The organism is Pseudomonas sp. 29, assembly GCF_002754355.1.
Lineage (GTDB): Bacteria > Pseudomonadota > Gammaproteobacteria > Pseudomonadales > Pseudomonadaceae > Aquipseudomonas > Aquipseudomonas neuropathica.
In genome coordinates, this window is the sequence record NZ_PEEY01000001.1 from 56609 (window position 1) to 83570 (window position 26962).

Genomic DNA, 26962 nt, shown 5'->3' on the forward strand with positions numbered 1-26962 from the left:
ACCGATTGCGCAGCAAGCGGCCATTCAAGCCTGTTTCGGAATCAATGCCCCCGGCACCTGAATCACCTTGCTGGCCAGCAGATGCCCGGCCTCGGCAGCCTCCGCCGGACTTCCGCCCAGCAATCGACTGGCCAGATACGCCGCACTGAACGAATCCCCCGCCGCCGTGGTATCCACCACTTTCTCGACCTTCTGCGCCGGCACTTCGAACGCTTCACCATCACACTGAATCAAACAGGCTTCGGCGCCACGCTTGAGCACCACTTCCAGCGTGCCGAACTGCGCGTAAGCAGCAAACACCGCTTCGCAATCGGCGAAACCGAACAGCGCCTGTTCGTCATCCACCGTCAGCAACGCCAGATCAACGTACGGCAACACGTTGCGATAAGCCGCCCGCGCGTCTTCGACCGAGGCCCACAAGCGTGGCCGGTAATTGTTATCGAAGACGATGCGCGCATCCCGCTGCCGCGCTTCGATCAAAGTCTGGATAAGTTTTTCCCGGCCCAACGCACCGAGCACAGCCAGGGTAATGCCGCTGAAATACAGCACATCGTAATCCGGCAACGCCGCCAGAATCGGCTCGGCGGCCGGGGTGGTGAAACAGTCGCGAACTGCCGCTTCGTTGCGCCAGTAGAGAAAACGCCGCTCACCGCTGGCATCGGTCTGGATGCAATACAGGCCCGGTAAACGCCCCGGCAGACGCTGCACCAGATCCAGGCCAATGCCTTCATCGGACCAGATCTGGCACATGGCGTCGCTGAAGCTGTCGTCACCCAGTGCGGTGACGTAATCGACCTGCGCCTTGTCGCCCATGGCGCGGGACAGATACACCGCGGTGTTCAGGGTGTCGCCGCCGAAGCTTTGTTGCAGGCTACCGTCGGCGCGTTGCTGCAGTTCGATCATGCATTCGCCGATCAGGGCGATGCGTGGAATGTTCGGGCCCAAGGGGCTGAGGGTGTTCATCTTGTGCTGTCTCTGGTTGATCGGTGGTGTCTGGACTGGCGCCTTCGCGAGCAGGCTCGCTCCCACACTTGGAATGCATTCCCCTGTGGGAGCGAGCTTGCTCGCGAATGGCCGCGACTCGGTCTCAAGCTTTAGAAACAAGTCTCCATGCTCTCGATCACCGACAACTGCTCATCCACCAACAACCCCACACGCCACTTGTCGAACGTCAGGCACGGGTGCGACGTACCAAAGGAAATGATGTCGCCCACGCGCAACTCAACGCCCGGCGCCAGCGTCATGAACGCGTGCTGGTCCATCACCGCCGTGACCTTGCACGCACCGATATCCTCGCCCAGCGCCGGCACCACACCCGCCTTGTAACGCAGCAACGGCACCGGCAAACCGGCATCGAACGCAACATCACGCTTGCCCAGTGCGATCACCGCAAAACCCGGCTCGGGCAGCGACTGCACGTGGGCCCAGACTTCCAGCGCCGGGCGTAAACCTTCGTGCAGGTCACTACGGCGGTCGAGCACGCAGCACTGCGCCTCTTTGTAGATGCCATGGTCGTGGGCCACGTAGCTGCCCGGGCGCAACACGCTGAGGAAACGCCCAGCGGCGTTTTGCGCTTCAAACGACTCGGCAATCAGGTCATACCAGGCCGAACCCGAGGCGGTGATGATCGGCTTGCCGATGGCGAATGCGCCGCTGTCCTGCAACTGCACCGCAAGGCGCACCAGCGACGCGGCAAATTCACGAATGCCGCTGACGGCGTGATCGCCGTGGATCACCCCTTCGTAACCTTCGATGCCGGTCAGGACCAGCGCCGGTTGCGCGCTGATCGCCTTGGCCAGCTCAATGACTTCCTGCTCGCTGCGGCAACCGCAACGCCCGCCGACCACGCCGTACTCGATCATCACGTTGAGCCTCACCCCGCGCGAGGCGAAGTACGCGCCGAGATCAGCGACGTTGTCCGGGTGATCGACCATGCAATAGAAATCGAACGACGGATCGGCAAGCAAATCGGCGATCAATGCCATGTTCGGCGTGCCGACCAATTGGTTGGCCATCAGCACCCGACGCACGCCATGGGCATAAGCCGCCCGGGTCTGGGTCGCGCTGGCGAGGGTGATGCCCCACGCGCCGGCGTCGAGCTGACGCTTGAACAGTGCCGGGGTCATGCTGGTTTTGCCGTGGGGCGCCAGTTCCGCGCCGCTGTCGCTGACGAATTTCTGCATCCAGTGGATGTTGTGCTCCAGCGCTGCGCGATGCAGCACCAGCGCCGGCAGGCTGACGTCACGTACCAGGTGCGCGCCGATGGCAGCGTCGCCCTTTTCTCCAGCAGTATTGATGGCAGTGGTCATGGTCGAACTCCTCACATTCGCGGCTGCAGCCAGCCGCCGTTATTCGTTGATGCGCCGGGCGAGGCTGTTGGCGCTCTCGATCAGCACCCGGCGATAGTCGTTGTAATTGTTTTTCGCATCGGCCCGTGGCGCGACGATGCACAAGGTGCAAATGGCCACGCCTTGTGCGTCTTTGACCGGCGCGGCGAAGCAATGGGTAAAGGTGTCGGCAACACTGTCGAAGGAGAAGAAACCATCGATGCCGGCCTGACGGATTTCCGCCAGAAAACGCTCCAGCGGCAGGCGCTCGCCGTCGGGCAGGATGAAGTCGTTTTCGTCGATCAGGTCGATGATCTGTTGATCGCTTAAATGCGCAAGCAGCAGGCGCCCGGAAGCGGTCCACGGGATGGGGGCGTTTTCACCGATGTCGGAGGAAATGCGGAAATGCCGCTCGCCCTCCTTCATCAGTGCCACGGTGTATTTACGCCCGTTGAGCAGGCACATCTGCGCGGTTTCACGGGTCTGGCTGACGATCTCCTGCAAGGCATGATCGGCCTCGCGGCTGAGGTCGAAATGACGCAAATGCGCCTGACCGAGGAAGTACAGCTGCCGACCCAGGTAGACATGACCGTCCTTGCCCACCGGTTCCAGAATCCGTCGTTCCAGCAACGATGCAACCAGTTCGTAGACCGTGGATTTCGGGCTGCCGATGCCGTTGGCGATGTCGTTGGGGCGCAGCGGCTGGCCGATCTCCTTGAGGAAATCGAGAATATCGAACGCCCGGTCCAGACCGCGAGCCCGGCGTTTGATGGTGTCTTCGGTCATTTCAGTGGTTCCCATTCAAAGTCGCCGGATGGTAACTGGCCCTTGGTGTTGTGTCAGTTGGATTGCTGCCCTCGCCCCCCGCCCCCCGCCCCTCACCCCCCGCCCTCTCCCAGAGAGAAAGAGCCTGACCGTATCGATGTAAATGTAAGCGTCATACGCAAAATCCACATCGATACAGATCAGTCCCCTCTCCCTTGGGAGAGGGTTAGGGTGAGGGTGAGGGGCTGCGGCCTAAGCAACGCAGCAATTTTCAAGCCTTCTTCTTGTAGGCGATGCAATCGATCTCGACCTTGCAATCCACCATCATGCTCGCCTGCACACAGGCCCGCGCCGGTGCGTGCTCAGGCTTGAAGTACTCGCCAAAAACCTTGTTGAAACTGCTGAAATCCCGCGGATCATCCAGCCACACGCCGGCACGCACCACGTCTTCGAGGCCATACCCGGCCTCTTCGAGAATCGCGATCAGGTTTTTCATGGTCTGATGGGTCTGCTCGACAATACCGCCGACAATAATCTCGCCATCCACCGCCGGTACCTGGCCGGACACATGCAGCCAGCCATCCGCTTCAACGGCGCGAGCGAAGGGACGTGGCTGGCCGCCAGCGGCGGTGCTGCCGGTGCCGTAACGCGTAATGCTCATGGGTGTTTCTCCTGATGTGAAAACGTAAGATTAAAACCGCGTATTTTTCAGAAACTCAGCCAGACGCGGCGATTGCGGGCGCTCGAACAGCTCCTTGGGAGGCCCCTGCTCTTCGATCCGCCCCTGATTCATGAAAACGATCTTGTCCGAGACCTCGAAGGCGAAACGCATCTCGTGGGTCACCAGCAACATGGTCATGCCGTCTTCGGCCAGGCCCTTGATCACGTTGAGCACTTCGCCGACCAGCTCCGGGTCGAGTGCCGACGTGACCTCATCGAAGAGCATCAGGCTCGGGTTCATCGCAATCGCCCGTGCAATCGCCACGCGTTGTTGCTGGCCGCCGGACAACTGACCGGGAAAGTGATTGCGTCGCTCCAGCAGGCCGACGCGCTCCAGCCATTTTTCGGCGAGCGCCACAGCTTCATCCTTATGCATTTTCTTCACCTTGAGCAGGCCCAGGGTGACGTTCTGCAATGCGGTCAGATGCGGGAACAGGTTGAATTGCTGGAACGCCATGCCGGTCATCGCACGATGGCGGGCGATGAGTTTTTCCGCATGCCGCACACGCTTGCCGTTGACCTCGTCATAGCCGATGGATTCACCGTCGAGCAGGATCTGCCCGCCCTGGAATTCTTCGAGCATGTTCACGCAACGCAGCAGCGTGGTTTTACCCGAGCCGCTGGAGCCGATCAGCGTGACCACGTTGCCGCGCTGCATGCTCAGATCGACACCTTTGAGCACTTCGACTGCGCCGTACTGTTTGTGCAGGCCACGGATATCCAGCAACGCCTGATTCTGAGGGGAAACTTGAGCTTGAGTCATGGCAGGGCCACCCGCTTTTCAATGTGCCGGCCGAGTAATTCGATGCCGTAGTTGATGACGAAGAACAGAAAACCGGCGAACAGGTAGAACTCCAGGGTCATGAAGTTCCGGGCGATGATCTGTTGCGTGCTGAGGAGCAATTCGGCGACGCCGATCACCGAGAGCAAGGTCGACGCCTTGACGATTTCCGTGGACGAGTTGACCCAGGTCGGCAGGATCTGCCGCAGCGCCTGAGGCAATAGCACGTAGACGAGCGATTGGTAGAACGTCAGGCCGATGGCCTTGCTCGCTTCCATCTGCCCGCGCGGCAAGGCTTGCAATGCACCGCGAACAATCTCGGCGACGTGGGAACCGCAAAACAGCGTCAGGCCCAAGGCCCCGGCCTGAAATGCGCTGATCTGCCAACCGAGTGCCGGCGCCATGTAGAAGCAGGCCAGCACCAGCACAAACACCGGTGTGCCACGAATCAGGTCGACGTAAAACCGAAACGGCGCGCGCATCCAGAATTTGCCGTAGGTCAGCACCAGACCGGTGATCACGCCGAGCATCGTGCCGAGCAGAATCGCCAGCGCCGACACTTGCACGCTGGTCAGAAAACCCTGCCACAACGGCTCACGCGCGAGCCACAATTCATGTAACCAACTGGGAGATTCGTACATCGCAGCCTCCTATCGGCGGATCGCCAGACGCTGCTCCAGGTATCGCAGCAGCATGGCAATGAGGTAACAGGCCGCGACATACAACGCCGTGGTCACCAGCCAGGTTTCGATTACCCGGTAGCTTTCGACGTTGATCTTGCGCGCGTAATAGGTCAGCTCCGGCACCGCAATTGCGGCGGCCAGTGAGGTGTCCTTGAACAGCGAAATGAAGTTGTTCGACAGCGCCGGCAAGACGTTGCGCAACATCACCGGCACGGTGACGTAGGCCTTGACCTGCCACTCGCCGAGACCAATGGCCAGTCCGGCCTCGCGCTGGCCTTTGGGGATACTCAGCAAACCGCCACGGAACACTTCGGTCAGGTACGCCCCGGCATACAACGACAGCGTGATGATGAACGACGGAATCTTGTCCAGACGAATGCCCAGGCTTGGCAGCGCAAAGTAGATCAACAGAATCAACACCAGAATCGGCGTGTTACGCACCACCGCGACGTACACCGAGGCCAGCACGCGCAAGGCGCGATGCTTCGAGAGCAAGGCGAACGCCATCAGCAGGCCGATCACGCAGCCGATGGCGATCGACACCAAGGCCAGTTCAAGGCCCAGACCGAGCCCCGCCAGCAAGGTGTCGAAATCGCGCCACACGGCGGCAAAGTTCAACTGATAGTTCATGGTCAGCAGTACCTTGAGCGGGGCGACTTTAATCGCCCCACTCTCACGGGATCATTTGAATTCGACTGGGAAACCGATCGCAGGCGACGGCAGGTCAACGCCGAACCATTGTTTGAACGACGCCGCATAAGTCGGGAATTCAACGCCGGTCATCGCTTCATGCAGTGCGGTGTTAACGAAGTTCAGCCAATCCTGATCGCCGCGTTTGACTGCACACGCGTAAGTCTGGGGGCTCCACGCATAGGTCGGGCTGCGGTAGCGACCTGGGTTCTGCACCATCAGGTATTTGACCGAAGACTGGTCAGTGGCGGCGGCATCGGCGCGGCCGGAGTTCACGGCCTGGTACATCAGGTCGACGCTGTCGTACTGATCGACCTTGGCTTTTGGCAATGCTTGATGCACCAGCTCTTCGGCGTAGACGTTTTGCAGCACGGCCACGGTGACGCTGTCGCCAGCGGCTTGCAGGTCTTCGATTTCCTTGTACTTGCTGTTGTTCGGCAGCAGCAGGCCGACGCCTTCGCGGTAGTACGGCAGGGTGAACGCCACCTGCTGCGCACGGCTGGCGGTGACGGTGATGAACTGGCAACTCATGTCGACCTTGTCGGTGAGCAGATTGGGAATCCGCGCATCGGACGACTGCACGACGAACTCGACTTTGCTCGGGTCGTTGAACAGACCTTTGGCCACCATCCTGGCGATGTCGATATCAAACCCCTGCAACTTGCCGTCCGCGCCCTGAAAGTGCCACGGCGCATTGGTGCTACCGGTACCCACGATCAACTTGCCACGGGCCAGAACACTGTCGAGCTTGCTGTCGGCTGCCTGGGCCAGGCCCATGACAGCGGACGAAGCCGCAAGAACAAAAACACACGCTTTGAACAACGAAGGACGGCGATGCATGGCAAGCACTCCAGGATGGTGTTTATTCCGCTATACCGGAACACGGTTTGTTACTACGGAATAGACAGCAGAAAGTGTGCCATAGCTTTGGCAATAAAACCCAGGTCCTCGGAAACATTAATCGGTTCAACAAGTTAGCCCGCGTATCTACACGCGACTATTGCCAGTAGAAGTTTGACCGTCGCTACTGAGGGCAACCAATTGGGAAGTAACGTCACATTCAAGGGCATGTGCGCGACCCATTGATGCACACATAGAGCAATGAATCGGACTTGAAAAATGGACTGAGCACGGGTGACCGTTCATCGGATTTGCGGCTTGACCTGTCAGAGTTGACAGTTGTTGACCGGTGAATTGATAGGCCTACTGGTTTGGACCGAACGGGTCAGGAATCGAACTCAAAATCTCAATAAGGACTTTTGAAATGGCCAACCTGATAAAAAACGGGGATTTCGCCAATCAAGGCGACCACTGGACCGCAACAAATAAAGAAAACGTCAGTTATGTGAATGGTCACTGCATAATCGCGACTCCTGACTCCATTAGTCAGGACGTTCTCCTGGGTAGCGAGGGCGGCGGTAAATTCATGATCTCGGCAAGAATGAAAACACTGCCTGGCTATGCTGGCCGCGTCACTGTGCAACCACTTCCGACAGGCAACCCGGTTGAACTTGACGTCTCTGGAGGTCAGAACTGGACGATCAAGTTCAAAGAGTTCGAAGCACCTCTTGCGACACTCAAATTCACGGTGAAGGCAGAGTCAAATGACGGTACGGTTGATGAACTTGGCTCCTATTTCAGCGATTTAACGCTATCCAAGTTGCTCTGAGCCAATACTCTTGAAAGCGAGCTTTCATCTCGTGACGGCTCGCTTTTTCCGTGAACCACTGCATTCCGAAAAGGGAGTTTGCAATGAACTCGACAACCCCTTTCGCAGCCTTGCCGGCCACCTATCGAAAAACGCTGAAAACCTGGCGCCCGGTGATTCTGTATTTCGCCAACGAACACTGCCCCGCCTGCGAATGGGCCGGACCGATTTTTCGCCAGACGGCCGAGCCATACCGATATCGCGCCAATATCTACATGCTCAATACCAGCGAGTCCCCGCGCCATCCGCTGGTCACCGGCACGCCCACCGTGCTGTTTTACAAGAACGGTAGACTGGTGAAAAAACTCAAAGGCATCGGCACTGAAGAAACCCTCGCACGGGATTTCGCCGAGCATATCGGCAAGACCAAAGCACCCGTTGCCGTCCGCAAACAAACGCATGATCTGCCTTGGCTGCGTCAGACACTTCGTACCTTGTGCACCGTTGCCCGTGCGCGCCTGCGGTATCACTGCTGAACAGGGTGAATCCGTGCCTTTTCAGAAAATTCCAGCTCATAGGTCATCTAGTGAGACCTTGATGGTGGGGTCGTTTTCTCGCTCCTTGCAAAGCGCGATCAACTCCAGATCATCAAGGCGCGTCATCATCGCCTCGTATTCTTTGGCTGGTACGCAATAAAACGCTGGTTCATTTCGGTTGAGAATCGCTATAGAGCGTCCACCACCAGCAGCTACGGTGCCCATCGGATTTTTTTTCAACTCGGAAATACTCGCTACTACGTGGGAAAGAACGATGTGTGCCATTAAGGTGCTTCCTGAAGTACTTTTAGTAGCACCTAAAATAGCACCCTCGAAGCTCTTAACTTCGATCCATTTGACGATACCACGTGATTTCCAGCGACGTTTCTGCGTTGTCCGTCAGACGTTTCTCGCACCTGGGTGGGAACAGGAAGGATCGCTACACTTTTCATCAGTGAATACTGCGGTGCCTGAACCCAAGCATTCGCGAGCAGGCTCGCTCCAACATTTGAAACGCACTCCAAGGTGGGAGCGAGCTTGCTCGCGAAGAGGCCGGCACAGTTAGTAGAGAACTCAAGGATTACGCCGGCGTGCGCTCCAAAAGCACCCGCGTCACCCGCCGCTCTTCCACCGCTTTGACCGTCATGTGCCAGCCATCCAGTTCCAGACGATCACCAATGACCGGCAATCGATCCAGCAGGCTCATGACCAGCCCGGCCATCGTCTGATAGTCCTCGGTCGGCTGCGCACCAAACCCGGTGCGTTGGCGCACTCGCGACAGGTTCAACGCACCACTGACGATAAACCCGCCCTGCTCCTCGACCACATCCGGGCCTTCGATTTCGCTGGCATCGGGCAACTCACCGGCAATCGATTCGAGGATGTCGGTCATGGTCAATACACCAACGAAATCACCGAACTCGTTGACCACAAAAGCAATGTGCGTCGAGGCGGCGCGCATTTGCTCCAGCGCGTTGAGGATCGAATAGCTGTCGAGCAAATTGATGGTCTTGCGCGCCAGGTGTTCCAGGTTCGGCTCGGCGCCGGCCAGGTACTCCTTGAGCAATTCTTTCTTGTGCACGAAGCCCAACGGCTCATCCACCGCACCGTTACGAATCAACGGCAGACGCGAGTAGGACGAGTGCATCAAGCGAGCCCGAATCGCTTCACGATCATCGGCCAGATCAAGCGTGTCGACATCGGCGCGCACGGTCATCAGCCCGCGAATCGGGCGTTCGGCGAGTTGCAGCACGCCGCTGATCATCACCCGTTCGCGACGGTCGAACAGTTCCGCGCTTGGCGCGTCACCGTCGTCGAGCAGGTCGGCAATTTCCTCGCCGACCTCTTCCGCCGCCAGTTTACGCCCACCCAGCAAGCGCATGACCGCGTGAGCCGTGCGCTCGCGGATCGGCCGCAAACCCTGCATCGAACGCTTGCGCCGAGCCCGGGCGATCTGGTTGAACACCTCGATCAGAATCGAGAAGCCAATGGCGGCGTACAGATAACCTTTCGGAATGTGGAAGCCCAGACCTTCAGCCGTCAGGGCAAAACCAATCATCATCAGGAAGCCCAGACACAGCATGATCACCGTCGGGTGCGCGTTGACGAAGCGCGTCAGCGGTTTGCTGGCGACAATCATCAAGCCAATCGAGATGATCACCGCGATCATCATCACCGCCAGTTCATCGACCATGCCGACGGCCGTGATCACCGCATCCAGCGAGAACACCGCGTCGAGCACCACAATTTGCGCAACGATCGGCCAGAACAGCGCATAGGCGGTGTTGCTCGAGCGTTCGCCAACGTGGCCTTCCAATCGCTCATGCAACTCCATCGTCGCTTTGAACAGCAGGAACACACCACCGAACAACATGATCAGGTCGCGACCAGAGAAACTCTTGTCGAACACCTCGAACAATGGCTGCGTGAGGGTGACCAGCCAGGAAATACTCGCCAACAGGCCAAGGCGCATGATCAGCGCCAGCGACAGGCCAATAATCCGCGCGCGGTCACGCTGATGCGGTGGCAGCTTGTCTGCCAGAATTGCGATGAACACCAGGTTGTCGATACCCAGCACCAGTTCCAGCACGATCAAAGTCAACAAGCCTAACCAGGCCGTGGGATCCGCTAACCATTCCATAAAACGTCTCTATCTCTCTCGATGAATTCAGGCTGCCGGACACGGCAAAGCGCAACGCGAAGGCTCTGGGGCCGCGTTAGCAACGATAGTCGGATGTCGGAAAACGGGATGCTGCGAGTGCGTCAAGACCGCGCCATGGCGCGAGGGGAAGGTGCGACTGGGAGGCTCCGAGAGGGTGTTCATGCAAATCCTGAATGAAAAATGGCCTTGGAGCGTACAGGCTTTGGGAACATTTCCTACAGCGGCAAATCATTTCTAAATTTGTAACAGCGCTCCAGATTCCCCCGTAGGAGCTGCCGCAGGGGCAATGTCAGCGGCCAGCGAAGCGTAGGCGGGACAACTGCCGCAAATCCCCTTCGATGTAATAGTCATTCGTCCAACGGTCGTCCACCGCCAACGGACTCACCTGCTTCAACGCCAGCTTCTTGGCGAAATAACGAAAGCGGTAATGCTCATAAAACCGCAGCAGCTCCAGCCCGTAACGATCCGCCAGATCGGTGTCGCCGCGAATGATCAGGTAGTTTTCATCGTTGCCATTACTCGCCGAAACGCTGAGGTTGTGGCTGCCGCTGATGATCGTTGGTGTGTCCGTGGTGAAGTCGGTGACCACGGCTTTGGTGTGCACCAGCAGATTGCCTTTCTGGCCTTTCATGTTCTCGCGCAGCCAGCCTTCCAGCCCGGTATTGAGCAATGCGGTGGCGGCGAATTCGGCGCTGCGGTCGGCGTGAAAACCGGTGATTCGGCTGGCAGTGTTCTGCAGGCCATAACGCAAAACATCGTCGTGGGGCTGGCCGAGTAACGCGTTAAGAATCGCGTCCGGCAGCGAGAACGCGGTGACGAACAGCACGTCCTTTTTCGCCGCGCTGATGATCTGCACGAACGCCTGCAGATCGGCCCCGCCGGTGCGCGGCGAGAACCCGGCGAACACAGGTTGCTGCGGACTCATCGGGTTGTGTTCAGTAATCCAGTCACGGGTAACGCCGATATCATCCGGCTGCGCCCAGATCTGCTCGAACGTCTGCAGATAACTGGCGGCAATCGATGCATCGTCCAGCACATGCACCACGTTGGCCTGACGATAAACCCCGTTGGCGGTGAAATTGGTGCTGCCACACAAAACCGCTTCAGGCTGATGAGTGCCGCTGGCATCGACGCGGCTCAGGACCATGAATTTGTTGTGAAAGATGTTGTGGGTCACTCGCCCGCGTTTGCTCGCGGGAGGCAGTGCCCCCAGGCTCGCTTCGTTGAGCGTGGTGTCTTCATCATCGGGCCGGGCGTGATACAGCACCCGCACCTGTACGCCTCGCGTGAACGCCGCGTTGACCGCATCGACGATTGCCTGCAACTGATACTCGTAAATCGCGATGTCCAGCGCCCACTGACCATCGACCGCACGCTCGATAAACCTCAGCAAGCGCCCGAGCAAACCGTTTTCCAGCCACTGTCGCGCGGCATCGGGCCAGGCTTCGATGGGCATGTTTTTGTTGGCGCTGATCTGCGCGTCCAGATCGGGAAACTTGCGCTGGAATGCCTGACTGGCGGCGACCGCACGGTTGAATATCACGCTTTGATTGCTCGGGTGACCGTCATCGGAGGTGATCGTCAGTTCCAGCGACTCACCCAACTGCACGGCATCCGCAGTGCCGTAGGCCAGATGCACGCGATAGTGAAGGGTCATGCCCGGATTGACCGCGTAATCGGCCCAGCGAAATTTCTGCAGCGGGGCTTTATCGCTTGGGGTGGCGTGGAACTGGGGAAAGGTGTGAGCCTTATTCGGGAAGGTCAGGCTGTTGAACAGGAACAACCAGGGTTTGGCGCCCTGCTGCTTTTCGATGGCAAACCCGAGCAGGCCTTGGCGCCGGGACTCGGCGAGGTCCATGGCCAGCAGCACGCCGTTGGTGCCGGCGTAGGCCTTTACACGGAAATCGTCCTGAGGGTTTTTGACCAGTACGCGCATCGCTCACTCCTTGTGATTGGGGCTGGGTGCAGCATAGAGCAGTGATGCGGGTTTTGAGTGTTCGGCTCTAGACCGGGTCGATGCAATCGCGAGCAGGCTCACTCCTACATTTGGAATGCGTTCCCCTGTAGGAGTGAGCCTGCTCGCGATGAGGCCCGACCAGACACAGAAAGTATCAGAGGGAAATCAATTCATCGATATGTTGATACTGCGCATCCAGCTCCGTCGCCAGATCCTTGGCCCGGCCCAACCGAATCGGCCCACGCTCGATATCGATCAACAACCCCGGGCACCCCAGCGCCGGTAATCCCGACCACTGTTTCAGACGCCCATCGGTCACCACCAGCAAGCGTTGCTGCTCGGCAGGAAAGCGCTTGCGCCGCACCGTCAGCCACTGCCCGGCCTGCTCCAGCGCCGCCAGCAACGGCGTGCCACCGCCTGCCCCCAAAGCGTCCAGCCACATCCGCAAGCCGCTGGACGCCTTCAATCCCTGCACCTGCCATTTCGGCACCGAGCCACTGGCCGTCAACAATGCGAGTCGTGCCCGTTGCCGGTAAGCATCATCGAACAATTGCGCGAGCAAACCTTTGGCATCGCTCAAGGCCTGATGGCGGCGGGTCGAGGCGGAGGCATCGACAATCACAAGCCACAATTCATGCGGTGAGCGCGTGCGCAGTTGAAACAGCAAATCTTCACGCGTCCGGGGACGCCCGTTGAGCAACGTGCCCGGCCAATTTACCGTACCGCTGCGCGCCTTATGGCGCTTGCCTTGGCGTCCGTTGTCCAGCCGACCGGCGCGGGGTCTGGCATTCGCCCCCGCGTCGGATCGGGGGCGAATGCCTAAGGCTTTTTTGGCCAGCTCGGCACTTCGCGGCGGGCGCCGGTGGCGAGCGCAGGCGCCGGCATGTCGCCCCACTGGCCCTGCCCTTCACTCGGTGATGCCTGAGTCGCGGCCGGCGACTGGGCCGGTTGCGGCGGATTCGATGGCGCTTGCTCACGGCGCCGATGGCGCAGGGCAAACTCGGCGACAGCGTCGATATCCTCTGCGCCAATCACCTCAGCTCCGCGCCACGCTGCGTGGGCACGTGCGGCGCGCAACCAGACCAGGTCGGCACGCAGACCATCAACCCCGGCGGCGAAACAACGCTCGGTGATCTGCGCCAGTGCGGCATCATCCAGCGGAATATCGGCCAGGGCACGACGAGCGTTTTCGCAACGTGCACGCAAGGCTTGCTGCTCGGCTTGCCACTGTGCGCAGAACGCTTGCGGGTCGCTGTCGAAATCCAGTCGCCGACGGATGATCTGTCCGCGTTCGGTCGGTGCCGTGTGACCACTGAGGGCGACGTTCAGGCCAAAGCGGTCAAGCAGTTGCGGACGCAACTCGCCCTCTTCCGGGTTCATCGTGCCGATCAGCACGAACTTCGCCGAATGCCGATGGGAAATGCCGTCACGCTCGATCAGATTGGTGCCGCTGGCGGCAACGTCGAGCAGCAGATCGACGAGGTGATCGGGCAGCAGATTGACTTCATCGACGTAGAGTACGCCGCCGTCAGCCTTGGCCAGCACACCTGGTGAGAATTGTGCGCGGCCCTCGCTGAGGGCAGCGTCAAGGTCGAGGGTACCGACCAGGCGTTCTTCGGTGGCGCCCAACGGCAAGGTGACAAATTGACCGCTGGCGAGCAGATCGGCCAGGCCCCGGGCCAGGGTGGATTTGGCCATGCCGCGCGGGCCTTCGATCAGCACGCCGCCGATTTTCGGGTCGATGGCGGTGAGGCACAGGGCGAGCTTGAGGTCATCGGCGCCGACCACGGCGGAGAGCGGGAAATGCGGGGTGTCGGTCATTTGGGTTTTCTCTGTCGTGGTCTTTGGTGTGCTTGAGTGTTGTGGTGTGTCAGTCGGGGTGGCCCTCACCCTAGCCCTCTCCTAGGGGGAGAGGGAACTGATTGCGGTGTTCTTGCAAGTTGCGCCGACCCGAATTATCGAGTTGAACTCAGGCTCCAAAGCCAACACAAATCGGCTCCCTTACCCCCTTACTCCCCTGGGGAGAGGGAACTGACCTAGGTGTTCTTTCGAATTCCGTCGACCTGATATGTCGGGCCGAACTCAGACTTCGACAGCAACGCAAATCGGCTCCCTCTCTCTCCGGGAGAGGGCTGGGGTGAGGGTAGCTTTTGGCCAGTTACATATCTTCCTCAATATCCAGTAGCAGATTCTCCAGCGCATCCTTATAAGCCCCAGGCTCCTGCCACATCCCCCGCTGCTGTGCCTCAAGCATCCGCTCGGTCATATCCCGCAGCGCGTGCGGATTATGCTCACGAACAAATTCCCGCGTTGCCGGATCCAGCAGATAAGCATCGGCCAGCAAAGCGTACTGGTGGTCATCGATCAACTGCGTCGTCGCATCGAACGCAAACAGGTTATCAACCGTCGCGGCCATTTCGAACGCGCCTTTATAGCCGTGGCGCTTGACCCCGTCGATCCATTTCGGATTGACCGCTCGTGAGCGAATCACCCGGTTCAGCTCTTCTTTCAAGGTGCGAATCTTCGGCAGATCCGGTTGACTGTGATCGCCGTGATAACTCGCCGCCGCTTCGCCGCGCAAGCTTTCCACGGCAGCGAGCATGCCGCCCTGGAACTGGTAGTAATCATTGGAATCGAGCAGGTCGTGCTCGCGGTTGTCCTGATTCTGCAGCACCGCTTGTACCTGACTCAGGCGCTGAACGAACTGCTCGCGTGCAGCGGTGCCCTCATCAGCACCACCATAGGCGTACGCGCCCCAGTTCAGATAAACCTCAGCGAGATCTTCACGGCTCTGCCACAAGCGACCGTCGATGGCGCCCTGCACGCCTGCGCCGTACGCGCCGGGTTTGGCGCCGAAGATCCGCCATCCGGCCTGACGCCGCGCGGTGTCCTCATCGAGGCCCGATTGCCGCAGCGCCTCGCGCTCGGCACGCACTTTCGCGGCCAGCGGGTTGAGGTCGTCCGGCTCGTCCAGCGCTGCCACTGCTTGCACGGCGGCGTCGAACAGGCGAATCAGATTGGCGAAGGCATCCCGAAAAAAACCGGAAACTCGCAGCGTGACATCGACGCGCGGACGATCAAGCAGGCTCAGCGGCAGAATCTCGAAATCATCAACGCGCTGACTGCCAGTGGCCCACACCGGACGCACGCCCATCAGTGCCATGGCCTGGGCGATGTCGTCGCCACCAGTGCGCATGGTCGCGGTGCCCCACACGGACAATCCGAGCTGGCGCAGGTGATCGCCGTGGTCTTGCAGGTGCCGTTCCAGAATCAACGTCGCCGACTGGAAACCGATGCGCCACGCGGTGGTGGTCGGCAGGTTGCGCACGTCGACCGAGTAGAAGTTGCGGCCGGTGGGCAGCACGTCAAGGCGACCACGGCTGGGTGCACCGCTGGGGCCGGCGGGGACGAAGCGACCGCTGAGGGCGTCGAGCAGGCCGCGCATTTCGGCGGGGCCGCAGGCATCGAGGCGTGGGGCGACGACTTCGCGCAGCGACTGGATAATCGCATTCACATCAGACCACCCCGGACCCTGTGGGAGCGAGCTTGCTCGCGAAAGCGGTGTGTCAGTGAATGAAGTGTTGGCTGACACGACGCCTTCGCGAGCAAGCTCGCTCCCACATGGATCGTGCAGGGCTTGGGAAATCAGCTGTGTGGCAAACAGTTCGAGGCGTTCGCGGGTATCGCCGGCGGTGCGCCAGACTTCGTCGCCGATCGATTGCAATTGATCGGGGCGCGGGCCAGTCCAAGGGTCGGCCAGCGCGCAATCGAGCGGGTCGAAACCCAGTTCGAACGCTTTGGCCAATGCCCGCAATAAACTCGACTGCGCGCCTTTGCCATCGCCACGCGGTATACGCAGCAAAGCCAACAACGTATCAATGCGCAAACGCCCGCTCGGCGATTCACCAAAAATGTGCAAGCCATCGCGAATCTGCGATTCCTTCAGATCACACAAATAGGTATCGAGACGTGGCAGCCAGATCGCCGCATCCGCATCGCTGTCCAGCGCGGCATCGAGTTGCAGTTCGCGGTCGATCTGCGTCTCGCGGACCAATAGCAGAATGTCGCGCTGCAGTTCACGGGCGCGGCGCGGATCAAGCAGCTGCGCTTCGTAATACTCGTCGGCCAGCAGCTCCAGATTGCGCAACGGCCCGTAGGTTTCGGCACGGGTCAGCGGCGGCATCAGGTGATCGATAATCACCGCTTGCGTGCGCCGTTTGGCCTGCGCGCCCTCCCCCGGATCGTTGACGATAAACGGATAGATATTCGGCAGCGGACCGAGCAACGCATCCGGCCAGCAGTTCTCCGAAAGACCGACGCCTTTGCCTGGCAGCCATTCGAGGTTGCCGTGTTTGCCAACGTGAATCACGCCGTGGGCACCGTAGGTGTTGCGCAACCAGAAATAGAACGCCAGATAAGCGTGCGGCGGCACCAGATCGGGGTCGTGATAGACCGCGCTCGGGTCGACCTGATAACCGCGCGCCGGCTGAATACCGACGAAGGTCAGGCCGAAGCGCAGACCGGCGATCATCATCCTCCCGTCGCGGCACATCGGGTCGTTTTGCGGCGTGCCCCAGCGTTCGATCACAGCGCTGCGATTGGCCTCGGGCAGCGCGTTGAACATCGTAAGATAAGCGTCCATCGCCAGGCTTTGCTGGCACGGACGCAGATCAATGGTGTCGAGATCGTTGCTGACGCCACCGAGCAATTGCTCGATCAACTCGGTGCCGCTATTCGGCAGTTCAGCGGTGAGCGGATATCCCTCAGCCTGCAATGCACGCAGGATGTTCAGCGCCGCCGCCGGCGTGTCGAGACCGACACCGTTGCCAATGCGTCCATCGCGAGTCGGGTAATTGGCGAGGATCAATGCGATGCGTTTTTCGCCATTTGGTACTTGCGCCAGATCAATCCAGCGCCGCGCCAGTTCAGCGACGAAATCCATGCGCTCGGGCTGCGCGCGATAGCAGACGACATCGGACTGACTGCGCTCACTGCGCCAGGCCAGATCCTTGAAACTGATCGGCCGGCTGATGATGCGCCCGTCGAGTTCCGGCAAGGCAATGTGCATGGCCAGATCCCGTGGCCCCAGGCCTTGCTCGCTGTCGCGCCAGCCGGGCTCATTGTCCTGCGCGCAGATTGCCTGGATCACCGGGATATTTCGGCGAAACGGTCGCAGATGCGGCGCTTCCGGGCTGGATTGAGCGAACCCGGTGGTGTTGAGAATCACCCCGGCCTCAACCTCGTCCAGCCAGTCCTCGACCACCGTCAGGCAGCCGGGTTCTTTCAGACTGGCCACCGCGATCGGCAGCGGATTCAGCCCCGCCGCTTGCAAGCGCTGGCAGAACACATCGATGAACGCGGTGTTCGCCGCTTGTAGATGCGAGCGGTAAAACAACACCGCCGCGACCGGATGTGCAGACAGCCAATCGGCTTGCCAGTCACTCAGTGCGGCGCTGGTTTTATTCGGGTGGTAAATCGCCGTGCGCGGCAGCGCCTGCGGTTCTTCCCAGGCGTAATCGCGAGCCAGCCAACGGTTGGCGAGGCAGCGGAAAAAGTCCAGCGCATTGCCCAGGCCGCCCTGACGCAGGAATTGCCAGAGGCGATCACGATCCACAGCGTTGACGGTGCTCAGGTCGCTGAGTTCCGGATCAGGACGGTCATCGCCCGGCACCAGAATCACCTGCACACCGCGCTCGGACAGTTCGATCAGACGCTCGACGCCGTAGCGCCAATAGGCGATGCCGCCGTGCAGCGAGATCAGAATCACCTTGGCGTGGCGCAGCACTTCATCGACGTACAAATCGACCGAAGCGTGATTCTGCACCTGCATCGGGTTGGCCAGACGCAGGCTCGGGTAATCTTCCGGCAACTGCTGCGCGGCTTCGGCGAGCAGCGCCAGACTGGAGTCGCCGCTGCACAGGATCACCAGCTCGGCGGGGGTTTGACCAAGGTCGGCAATGTTGTCATCGGAGACGAAACCGCCGGGCTGAGTCCTGAGCAGGTGCATGGCTTAAACGCTGAGCGCAGCGCGCAGTTGCGCTTCGAGTTGCGCGGCGTCGAGTTCCTGACCGATCAACACCAGACGCGTGACGCGCGCTTCATCAGCGCCCCACTGACGGTCGAAATGCTTGTCGAAACGCGTACCCACGCCCTGGATCAGCAGACGCATTGGCTTGTTCGGGATGGCGGCGAAACCTTTGACGCGCAGGATGCCGTGCTTGACCACCAGTTGCGTCAGGGCGTCGAGCAGCAGGCTTTCGTCGGCTTGTGGCAGTTCGATGGAGATCGAATCGAAGGCGTCGTGATCGTGGTCATCGTGGTCGTCATCGCCTTCACCGTGGTGGTGATCATGATGGCTGTGGCGGCTGTCGATGTGCTCCTCGGAACCGGCGCCGAGGCCGATCAGCACGTCCAGCGGCAGACGGCCGTTGCTGGCTTCGATGATTTTCACCGCTGGCGGCAGTTCTTCGGCGACTTCAGCGCGGACACGAGCGAGATCTTCCGCGCTGGTCTGGTCGGCCTTGTTGAGGATCACCAGGTCGGCGCTGGCCAGTTGATCAGCGAACAGTTCGTGCAGTGGCGATTCGTGGTCGAGGTTCGGATCGAGTTTGCGCTGGGCATCAACCTGATCCGGGAACGCGGCGAAAGTGCCAGCAGCGACGGCCGGGCTGTCGACCACGGTGATCACCGCATCAACGGTGCAGGCGCTGCGGATTTCCGGCCACTGGAAGGCTTGTACCAGCGGTTTTGGCAGGGCCAGGCCCGAAGTTTCGATAAGGATATGGTCGAGATCACCGCGACGGGCAACCAGTTCGCGCATCACCGGGAAGAACTCTTCCTGAACGGTGCAGCACAGACAGCCATTCGCCAGTTCGTAAACGCGACCGGTGGCTTCTTCTTCGGTGCAACCGATGGTGCATTGCTTGAGGATTTCACCGTCAATGCCCAACTCGCCAAACTCGTTGACGATCACCGCGATACGACGGCCCTGCGCGTTGTCGAGCATGTGCCGCAGCAGCGTGGTCTTGCCCGAGCCGAGGAAGCCGGTGACGATGGTGACGGGGAGTTTGGCCAGTGTTTTCATCGGTATGCCCTTTGGCAAGCGGCGGGCATACGGGACGAGAACCGGCAACGCGCGTGCGTGCCTGGAGAGTTCGCCACCGGATCACCCCGCCCGGTTGTAGTGAGAATCTGTGACGAGGCAGGTCTCCTGGCTGACGGTGTTCAGGCGCTGGGCCTGGCGTTGGCTGCGCCTTCCCGCGGGCTCATAAGTTGAGCTGGCAGTGGCGTGGCAGCGAACATCACCGTTCACAGTTGCGGGGGCAGCCGCGGCATTGACCGCGTTCCCTTCTTAGCTCCGGCACACGCCGGAGAACCTCGAATGCGCAAGGCTACGCATGCACGGCAGGCGGGTCAACGCCTGGATCATTGTGGTTATAAGGGCAGCAACTTTTTCATCTAATTATCGCGAACACTTCTCACTTAAGAAGTAGTTGTAAGTTATGTCTTACATGCCCTATCCGTTAAATTAAAAAACCACCACCGGGTTAAACCCTGAAATAGAGCGGCTGCGCGCATTTGATTACATATCTTTACAAAAACCAAATTGATAAATCAATACAAGATATGAACGATGAGTTCGCACAAGGACTATGAGTCTCTCAAGAAAGGATTTCTTGCATGGCTGATTATTATCAGTATTTGATCCTGCCTGTTTCTTTCCTGCACCCATGGGTATCCACAACATGAGTGCCGGTAACGCGTTACGGCTTTCAAGTGATGCTGGACTAAAGGAACTTTCCGAACTACTGCGCAATTGCCACTATGCGCACAGTGCCCACTATCCAGCATTGGATGTTGCGCTGCTGGGACGCGAAGCATGCCGGGCATTCAATGCGACCTGGGAGCATTTGCATACCGATGCGTATCTCAGCGCAGAGAACGGTCTTCGCGAACGACGCATCTGCAAGTTCCAGTATCGCCAACGGGAACGCCAGTGGACGGCGCTGCAAGACTGCCACTTTTTTCAAGCCGAGACCGACAACCCGCTGTTGGGCGGGGTGCAGCGCACCTACACCCGCTGCGAGGCGACGTTTATTGACTCCCCGATTCTGCAGACACTGCTGGCCGCCGACCTGGCACTGCTGGACATCGCGCTGGGCCCGCGCGACTGGCTCGTGACCTGCCATCAGTTCCGTATCCTCTGCGATCAAGGCAATGCTGGCCAGGCCACCCCTGAGGGCAGACATCGCGACGGGCACGATTTTGTCTTTCAACACCTGATTCAACGTCAGCATGTCATCGGTGGTGAAAGCCGGATATTTGATGAAGAAGGTGGCCAAGTATTCAGTGCAACTTTGACTGACTATCTGGAAACCGTCGTCTTGAATGACCGAATACTTCTGCATGAAGTTTCCCCACTGCAAACATCGAGCATTAATTCGGATCGCGGCAGTCGCGATATGTTGATTATCGACTTCGACCTGGCGGACTACTAATGAATCATTCGACTCATGCACTTTCAGTCAGTACCCCACTCGCGCATAACTTCATCATTGAACAGTTTCAACAGGCGTGCGCACGAAGAACTTCCACACTATCGCTGACCGCCAATGAAAACATATTGTCCGAGACTGCACGCACGCTAGGACAGAATCGCCATTACGAGCGTTACTTGTTCAATGCACAGGCCATTGACGGTCAATGCTATGCCGCCGAATTCAATGGTATGCAGGTCGAACACTTCCCCGAAGTCGAAACATTAAAGGCTTTGGCGACCCAAGCCGTGCAGGCGATGTTCAACGCGCCGTTCGTCGAATACCGCGTGCTCTCCGGCGTGCACTGCACGCTGAGCGTGCTGGCCGCCCTGACCGAGCCGGGCGACTGCGTATTATCACTGGCGCCCGAAAGTGGCGGGCATTTCGCAACCGGGCCTCTGGTGCAGAAGATGGGCCGGCACAGCGTCTTTTTGAAACTGACGGCTGACGGACAAATTGATCTCGGGGACGTTGATCGGCAACTCCAGGCGTGTGGTGTACAACCGGCAGCCGTACTGCTCGACCATGGTCTGACCACACGGGCAATCGCCCTTAAACCACTGCGCGCGCTGCTGAACCACCGGGGCTTTGAGCGGACACTGATCATCTACGATGCGTCGCACACTCTGGGCCTCATCGCCGGGAAGGTCTTTCCCAACCCGCTTGACGAGGGGGCGGATATTCTTCAAGGCAACACCCACAAATCCCTGGCAGGTCCGCACCGGGCACTGATCGTCTGCCGGCGTGCCGATCTGGCCCAGCGGATCGAGCAAACGCTCAGTGGTGCGCTGGTGTCCTCGCCCAATCTGCCCGGTCTGCTGCAACTGTTCGTCAGCCTGCTGGAAACCCAGCGCTACGGCCAGGCCTACGCCCAACGCATGTGCGCCAATACTCGCCAGTTGCACGACGCACTCGCCGACCTGCCGGGCTGGACGCTGCACCCCTCCGACACGCACCTGCTGTTGCTCGAAGGCGAACGGGCCCGGCAAGCGGCGCAGCAGCTCAATGAACTGGGGATCCGGATCAACAATAAACAGATCAATGGCCGCGACTGCCTGCGCTTCGGCCTTCAGGAAATCACTCGTCTGGGCATCAGCAGCGAAGACCTGGATGCCTTGGCGCACATCATTCGCAATGTCTTGAGCGGTGGCGCCAACGGCGTGGACCGGATTCGTCTGGCTCACATTTGCCAGCGCCTGAACCGGGTCCACTACAGCTTCGATCAGGAGGTTGACTAATGAGTGCAGCGGCCTGCCTGATCATCGGCAATATTCGTGACGGAGAATACGAGGGCCTGATTGCCGAGGGCATCACCCCTTTGCTGATTGCCGATAGTCGCAAAACCAGCAAGATCGCCGATGCGAAACAGATCTCGCCGGTGGCGCTGTACGACTTTTCCAGAGGGCTGACCGCGGATCTGATCCAGCTGACGCAGCAGTTGCTGGACGAGCATGGCTTCACCAGTGTCCTGAATTTCCGTGAAGGCTATGTCGCGATCACGGGGCGGCTGTGTGCGGCGCTGCCGGCGCTGGCCCACTTGCACCGTAACGTGGAAAACACGCTGGACAAGGTGCTGCAACGCCAATGCTTCCAACAGTCGCGCAACCTGGATCTGCACGTGCTCTCTCGCCAGGTTCGTATCGACGACCTGCTGGCGCGCCCGGGCGATCTGCCCTACCCGTTCATCCTGAAGCCAGCGAACCTTTACAGCAGCCTGTTCGTACGCTGCATCGACGATCAGCAGGATCTGCTCGACTACGCCCGTCATGAATGGCCGGCGCTGCAGCGCTATGTGGCGGGCAAAAGCCGCGAAACCGATCAACTGCTGCTGGAGGAATTTCTCCAGGGCTCCAACCATTCCATCGACTGCACGATTGCCGCCGATGGCACGATCAGAAGTTTTCCGATCGTCGATGTGATTGCCGGCGTCGATATCGATCGCGGCGACTTTCACCATTTCGCCCGCTACACGCCGTCGCTGCTGGAGCCCGACGCAGCGCTGAAGGAGCGTTGCCATCGCCTGGCCCATGACGCCGTGAAAGCGTTAGCGCTCAAAGGCACGTTTGCCCATGTCGAGTTCATTCTCACCCCCCGCGGGCCAAGAGTCCTCGAAGTCGGCGCACGCCCCGGCGGCAGCCGGATTCATGTGATTCGCCAAGCCTGGGGGCTGGCGCTGGATGCCTGCTACCACCGCGCGCTGTCCGCCGAGCCTCTGCCCAGCGCCAGCGAAGCGCCGGATGCGTTCGGCATCGCCACCCCTTTCGCCCGCACAGACCGGCTCTATGACGGACTGCACGGCGCCGACCGGATCTGCCGCTTGCCAGGTTTCCAGCGTTGGTACGCCTACGTCACTCCGGGCGAAGCCATCGGACCGGTCAGCAACGGTTTTCAGAACTACCTGTACATCGAGTTCAGGCAACCCGACACCGCCCGCCTGCGACAATCCTTGCTCGCCGTCAGCGACATTGATGTCTACGGCGAGCAGCCCACGGCGGCGAACACCAAACACATTCTGCTCATCGGCGGGCGTGATTCGGGACTGGATTGGGATACTGCGCGGCAGTTTCGATTTACTCTCGTCCAGCAACCCGGCGAGTTATCTGACTATCAGCGCGAGCGCGCAACGCTACTGCTGACGCCTGACATCGCCGATCTGCCGGCCTACAGCACGATGGTAGAACGGCTGCACCGGCAATCGCCATTCGATGCCGTGGTTTCGTTTTCGGAACTGGGCCTGTTGCCCGCGTCACGCTTGGGCGAACGTCTGGGCATCGTCCACAACAACCTGCGCAGTGTGGAAGTCAGTCGCGACAAACTGCTGTTTCGCCAATTGCTCAAAGGCAGTCGCTACGAGTTGCCCACTGCCGCTATCAACCATGTTGCCGAGGCTCGCGCTTTCGTGCTGCGCCATGGCCCGGCCATCGTCAAACCCGTCAACGGTTCGGGCAGTCAGGGCGTCTATGCCATAGACAGGCCCGAGGATGTCGAACACCTCTCGCTGGAGGGAAACAATCTGATCGAGGCCTTCGCCAGCGGCGACGAATACAGCGTTGAATCCCTCAGCCTGGATGGCCAGCACCGGATTCTCGGCATCACGCGCAAATACACCAGCGGTGCCCCCGGTTATGTCGAAACCGGGCATGACTTTCCTGCCGGGCTCGACGAGAAAACCGCCGCGCAGATCGAAGAAGCGGTGCTGTGGCTGCTCGGGCGAATGGGCAACCGCTGGGGCCCGGCCCACACGGAAATCAAGCTGGACGGTTCACGCCTGCAATTCATCGAAACCCAGACCCGCTTCGGCGGTGACCAGATCTGGGAAATGGTCTGGAAAACCACGGGGGTGCATTTGGCAGCCAGCACCATCGCCGCGATGGCCGGCACGTCACTGCCGACGCCCGAGAAAACCTACGCCAAAATGGCGATCCGCTACATCGAGGCGGCCCCGACCGCCGATCCGCAACAGCTCCAGGCACGCCTGCTGCAACACCCGTTTGCATTACGCGTGAACCTCAACCCCGACAAGTTCGGCCAGAGCATCAGCCGTTCCGCAGACCGCCACGGCTACACGCTGCTGGGCTGCAGCGACGCCGACGACCCGGCGGACTTCAACGCCGCGATCACCCACCCAGAGTTCACTACGCAAGGACCAGCGCAATGACCCGTAAAGACCCGCTATATCACATCGAAGGCCCGATCAGCGCTCACTTCCCGATGATCTCCTTTTCCACCAATGTCTACGACAACCCTGCAGACATCCTGGGTTCGATCACCGATCTGGCCAGACATTTCCAAGCGGTCGAGTTCGAGATCGGCGAAGACGCCGAAAAAACCTTCTGGTCGCTGAGCGCCGAAGACCGGTCTGAGCTTGCCGGGAAAATCCGCAGCTTCGCCGAACACAATGGCATCACGCTGACCGTCCACGCCGGATGGTGGGGTCGCCAGTACAACCTGTGCTCCCCGGATTTGACCGAACGTGCCCAAGCGGTGGACTGCCTGAGTGCCGCCGTGGAGTTTTCCCACGAGGCCGGCGCCACCAGCGTCACTTTTCATCCCGGCTACAAAGATCAACTGGAAAACGGCGAACTGCTGGACAACCTGATAGTAGCGATCAACCAGGTGACCAAGCGCTGCAACACCGATGGCATCGCCCTGTGCCTGGAGAACATGGGCGGTCAGCGGCCGAAATTCCCGGTCTTCACCGTCGAGGAACACCTGCGCTTTCACAAGGAGACCGGGTGCTTCGTGACCATCGACGTGACGCATCTGTGCTCACTGCTGCCGTATGGTGAAAGCCTGTTCAAAGCCATTGCCGATCTGGCGCCGGTTACCCGGCATCTGCACATTGCCGACCTCAACAACACCCACCATCAACATCTGCCGATTGGCGAAGGCAACTTGCGCCTGAGCGATGTGCTCAATCGCTTCGCGGTCAACGGCTATCGGGGTGTGGCCGTGGTGGAGGAGTTCATTCCGCGCTTCTCCACCGAGTACTACCTGGAAAAAGCCCTGGCCTACAAGAACGGCGTAGAGCAATTGCTGGCCGGCTCGCGGCACAGCACTCATGCTGGTTGAGTCGAACCTGGCAAAACCGGCGTCGCGCAGCGAGATCGCGACCGGTATCCGCGATGCGCTACCGTTCGTCTTCTCGCTGCTGCTGACCTTCACCCTGATCGGCATGCTCGGGCGCCGCCATGGTCTGGATCTTCCGGCCATGGTGGTTTTCAGCGGTACGGTAATGGCCTCGCCGTTGCAACTGACGCTGCTGGAAACCCCCGCGCACCTGCTTAACGCCTTTGGCGTGCTGGTCTCGGCGCTGAGTATCAACTTGCGTTTTCTGGTCTTCACACTGAGCCTGAAATCCAGCCTCCAGGGCCCGGTCAAAGCGTTTGTCCCCGCCCTGGCGGTGATGGCAAATGCGGCTTTCACGTTGATGTCGATCCGCAAGGATCAGCAACCGATCAGCCGCCCGTATGCCAACACCGTGTGCTTTCTGCTGTACGCCGCCGCCCTGCTTGGCACCGTGGTCGGGTACTGTTTCGCCAGCGTGGCCGACAACGCAGTGATGGATCACGTCAGTGTGGTGATCGCGATTTTCATCAGCGCTTCGCTTGGCAAGATGGCCCGCGACCGTCACAGCTTCCATGCGCAATGGATTGCCGGCCTGGCCACCGCCGCGAGCTTGTTGTGGCTGGGCGAGGTCAGCTTGCTGCTGGTGCTCGCCATCACCGTTCTGACGAGCTATGTCTATGATTGAACCTGGTACTTTCTGGCTGTACGTACTGATTTGCGCGCTGGTTTCGATCGTCTGCCGCTTGCTGCCGCTGGCCGTCGATGTCGAACGGCTTTCGGCAACTGCCCGCGCTTTCATCGATCGTCTGGGAAAATACACATCGGTGGCGATGCTCGTCAGCCTGCTGGCGGTCTCACTCTATCCTTTGGCCAGCCAGCACCTGGCGGCCATGCCATGGATCCTGCCGGTGGCGTTGGCGTGGCTGCTGAGCCTGACGCGAATCAAATCCTATTATGCGTTCCTGATGGCGCTGGGGGTGTACGTCCTGCTGATCATGCGCTAGGCGCCGATTGACTCAAATCCCCCGCCCATGCTCTCCTACGCAACTTGTTACGGGTGCCCTTCACAGGGTGAAACGGGAAACCGGTGAATCATGTGCTTTACTCAAGCCCATGTCAGTCCGGTGCTGCCCCCGCAACGGTAAGCGAGCGAAGCGTCAAAACCACTGTGCCGATACGGTATGGGAAGGTGACGCTTGCAGGTCGGCCTGACGCCAGCCCCTCGTGAGCCCGGAGACCGGCCCGCAACACACAGCCCGCATTTGTGCGGCGCTGCACATAACAAACCCGCGGTGGGCGGGCGCTGTTCGAACCTCTGCGAGCCCGACCCGCAGGGGTTTTCATGCGCTCTATTCACCCGCTGACACTCCAGAGGGAAGCGCCATGTCGATCATCAGCAGCACCGGCAGCAACACGGACAAAATCGCCAGCACCACCACCCTGAGCCAACGCCTGACCGCCGCGATCTTTGCATCGATCCTCGGCGCCAGTCTGGTTTACTTTGCCGGTTTCTCGCACATCGAAGCGGTGCACAACGCCGCCCACGATACCCGCCACAGCGCCGCGTTCCCGTGCCATTGAGACCTGC

At 59.9% G+C, this 26962-nt stretch carries 24 protein-coding genes and 2 riboswitches; of the genes, 9 read left to right on the forward strand and 15 right to left on the reverse strand.

All coding sequences use genetic code 11. From position 1 onward, the window contains the following. Positions 1-24: 24 nt before the first annotated feature. The 8 genes from kdgK to CLU80_RS00400 form a co-directional block, all read right to left on the reverse strand. Positions 25-963 (reverse strand): 2-dehydro-3-deoxygluconokinase, encoded by a 939-nt coding sequence (gene kdgK / locus CLU80_RS00365; RefSeq protein WP_099756434.1) that lies wholly within the window; start codon positions 961-963, stop codon positions 25-27. A 131-nt stretch (positions 964-1094) separates the two neighbouring features. Continuing rightward, positions 1095-2309, reverse strand: a complete 1215-nt coding sequence (locus CLU80_RS00370) for an amino acid deaminase (protein ID WP_099756435.1) — start codon at positions 2307-2309, stop codon at positions 1095-1097. A 39-nt stretch (positions 2310-2348) separates the two neighbouring features. After that, the gene (locus CLU80_RS00375) at positions 2349-3113 is read right to left on the reverse strand and encodes an IclR family transcriptional regulator (protein ID WP_093430933.1); all 765 of its coding nucleotides are present in this window, start codon (positions 3111-3113) and stop codon (positions 2349-2351) included. 250 nt (positions 3114-3363) lie between these two features. After that, positions 3364-3753 carry a RidA family protein gene (locus CLU80_RS00380; RefSeq protein WP_007912330.1) on the reverse strand — a complete coding sequence of 130 codons (390 nt, stop codon included), beginning with the start codon at positions 3751-3753 and terminating at the stop codon, positions 3364-3366. Between the two features lie 30 nt (positions 3754-3783). Further along, positions 3784-4575 (reverse strand): amino acid ABC transporter ATP-binding protein, encoded by a 792-nt coding sequence (locus tag CLU80_RS00385; protein ID WP_093430931.1) that lies wholly within the window; start codon positions 4573-4575, stop codon positions 3784-3786. Beyond that, positions 4572-5234, reverse strand: a complete 663-nt coding sequence (locus CLU80_RS00390; RefSeq protein WP_099756436.1) for an amino acid ABC transporter permease — start codon at positions 5232-5234, stop codon at positions 4572-4574. Before CLU80_RS00390 ends, CLU80_RS00385 begins: the two co-directional genes overlap by 4 nt. Before the next feature lie 9 nt (positions 5235-5243). Then, positions 5244-5906, reverse strand: coding sequence for an amino acid ABC transporter permease (locus CLU80_RS00395; protein ID WP_099756437.1), 663 nt, complete (start codon positions 5904-5906; stop codon positions 5244-5246). Positions 5907-5957: 51 nt separating this feature from the next. Further along, entirely contained in the window at positions 5958-6806 is an 849-nt protein-coding gene (locus CLU80_RS00400; RefSeq protein ID WP_099756438.1) for a transporter substrate-binding protein, read from the reverse strand. Positions 6807-7230: 424 nt separating this feature from the next. On the opposite strand from CLU80_RS00400, the gene CLU80_RS00405 reads away from it, so the two are divergent. Together CLU80_RS00405 and CLU80_RS00410 are read left to right on the forward strand one after the other, a co-directional pair. Then, the gene (locus tag CLU80_RS00405; protein ID WP_099756439.1) at positions 7231-7635 is read left to right on the forward strand and encodes a hypothetical protein; all 405 of its coding nucleotides are present in this window, start codon (positions 7231-7233) and stop codon (positions 7633-7635) included. An 83-nt stretch (positions 7636-7718) separates the two neighbouring features. Next, positions 7719-8150, forward strand: coding sequence for a thioredoxin family protein (locus CLU80_RS00410; protein ID WP_099756440.1), 432 nt, complete (start codon positions 7719-7721; stop codon positions 8148-8150). 36 nt (positions 8151-8186) lie between these two features. Here the strand turns inward: CLU80_RS00410 and CLU80_RS00415 are convergent, their stop codons facing one another. The 7 genes from CLU80_RS00415 to cobW form a co-directional block, all read right to left on the reverse strand. Next, a complete protein-coding gene (locus CLU80_RS00415) occupies positions 8187-8435 on the reverse strand; it encodes a type II toxin-antitoxin system Phd/YefM family antitoxin (protein ID WP_099756441.1) in 249 nt (82 codons plus the stop codon). A 295-nt stretch (positions 8436-8730) separates the two neighbouring features. Continuing rightward, positions 8731-10290 (reverse strand): TerC family protein, encoded by a 1560-nt coding sequence (locus tag CLU80_RS00420; protein WP_099756442.1) that lies wholly within the window; start codon positions 10288-10290, stop codon positions 8731-8733. A gap of 310 nt (positions 10291-10600) precedes the next feature. Beyond that, a complete protein-coding gene (locus CLU80_RS00425) occupies positions 10601-12247 on the reverse strand; it encodes a phospholipase D-like domain-containing protein (protein ID WP_099756443.1) in 1647 nt (548 codons plus the stop codon). Between the two features lie 175 nt (positions 12248-12422). After that, positions 12423-13106: a vWA domain-containing protein gene (locus tag CLU80_RS00430; protein WP_286079811.1), complete on the reverse strand. Its 684-nt coding sequence runs from the start codon at positions 13104-13106 to the stop codon at positions 12423-12425. Continuing rightward, complete coding sequence (locus CLU80_RS00435; protein ID WP_099756444.1) at positions 13088-14089, reverse strand: magnesium chelatase ATPase subunit I; 1002 nt, start codon at positions 14087-14089, stop codon at positions 13088-13090. Before CLU80_RS00435 ends, CLU80_RS00430 begins: the two co-directional genes overlap by 19 nt. Positions 14090-14426: 337 nt before the next feature. Continuing rightward, the gene (cobN, locus tag CLU80_RS00440) at positions 14427-18275 is read right to left on the reverse strand and encodes a cobaltochelatase subunit CobN (RefSeq protein WP_099756445.1); all 3849 of its coding nucleotides are present in this window, start codon (positions 18273-18275) and stop codon (positions 14427-14429) included. 3 nt (positions 18276-18278) lie between these two features. Continuing rightward, on the reverse strand, positions 18279-19352 hold the full coding sequence (cobW, locus tag CLU80_RS00445; protein WP_093430911.1) for a cobalamin biosynthesis protein CobW: 1074 nt from the start codon (positions 19350-19352) through the stop codon (positions 18279-18281). Positions 19353-19451: 99 nt separating this feature from the next. Further along, positions 19452-19663: riboswitch (cobalamin riboswitch) on the reverse strand. A gap of 350 nt (positions 19664-20013) precedes the next feature. On the opposite strand from cobW, the gene CLU80_RS00450 reads away from it, so the two are divergent. The 7 genes from CLU80_RS00450 (at position 20014) to CLU80_RS00480 (ending at position 26955) form a co-directional block, all read left to right on the forward strand. Then, entirely contained in the window at positions 20014-20766 is a 753-nt protein-coding gene (locus CLU80_RS00450) for a 2OG-Fe dioxygenase family protein (protein WP_286079685.1), read from the forward strand. Further along, complete coding sequence (locus tag CLU80_RS00455; RefSeq protein ID WP_099756447.1) at positions 20766-22043, forward strand: hypothetical protein; 1278 nt, start codon at positions 20766-20768, stop codon at positions 22041-22043. The genes CLU80_RS00450 and CLU80_RS00455 overlap by 1 nt, the downstream gene beginning before the upstream one ends. Continuing rightward, entirely contained in the window at positions 22043-24463 is a 2421-nt protein-coding gene (locus CLU80_RS00460) for an ATP-grasp domain-containing protein (RefSeq protein WP_099756448.1), read from the forward strand. The genes CLU80_RS00455 and CLU80_RS00460 overlap by 1 nt, the downstream gene beginning before the upstream one ends. Further along, positions 24460-25377: a sugar phosphate isomerase/epimerase family protein gene (locus CLU80_RS00465; RefSeq protein WP_099756449.1), complete on the forward strand. Its 918-nt coding sequence runs from the start codon at positions 24460-24462 to the stop codon at positions 25375-25377. Before CLU80_RS00460 ends, CLU80_RS00465 begins: the two co-directional genes overlap by 4 nt. Then, on the forward strand, positions 25367-26059 hold the full coding sequence (locus tag CLU80_RS00470; protein ID WP_093430896.1) for an AzlC family ABC transporter permease: 693 nt from the start codon (positions 25367-25369) through the stop codon (positions 26057-26059). Before CLU80_RS00465 ends, CLU80_RS00470 begins: the two co-directional genes overlap by 11 nt. Next, positions 26052-26378: a hypothetical protein gene (locus CLU80_RS00475; RefSeq protein ID WP_093430893.1), complete on the forward strand. Its 327-nt coding sequence runs from the start codon at positions 26052-26054 to the stop codon at positions 26376-26378. Before CLU80_RS00470 ends, CLU80_RS00475 begins: the two co-directional genes overlap by 8 nt. Before the next feature lie 34 nt (positions 26379-26412). Next, positions 26413-26634, forward strand: a riboswitch (cobalamin riboswitch). Between the two features lie 123 nt (positions 26635-26757). Then, positions 26758-26955 carry a CbtB domain-containing protein gene (locus CLU80_RS00480; protein WP_093430890.1) on the forward strand — a complete coding sequence of 66 codons (198 nt, stop codon included), beginning with the start codon at positions 26758-26760 and terminating at the stop codon, positions 26953-26955. The last annotated feature ends 7 nt before the right edge of the window (positions 26956-26962 follow it).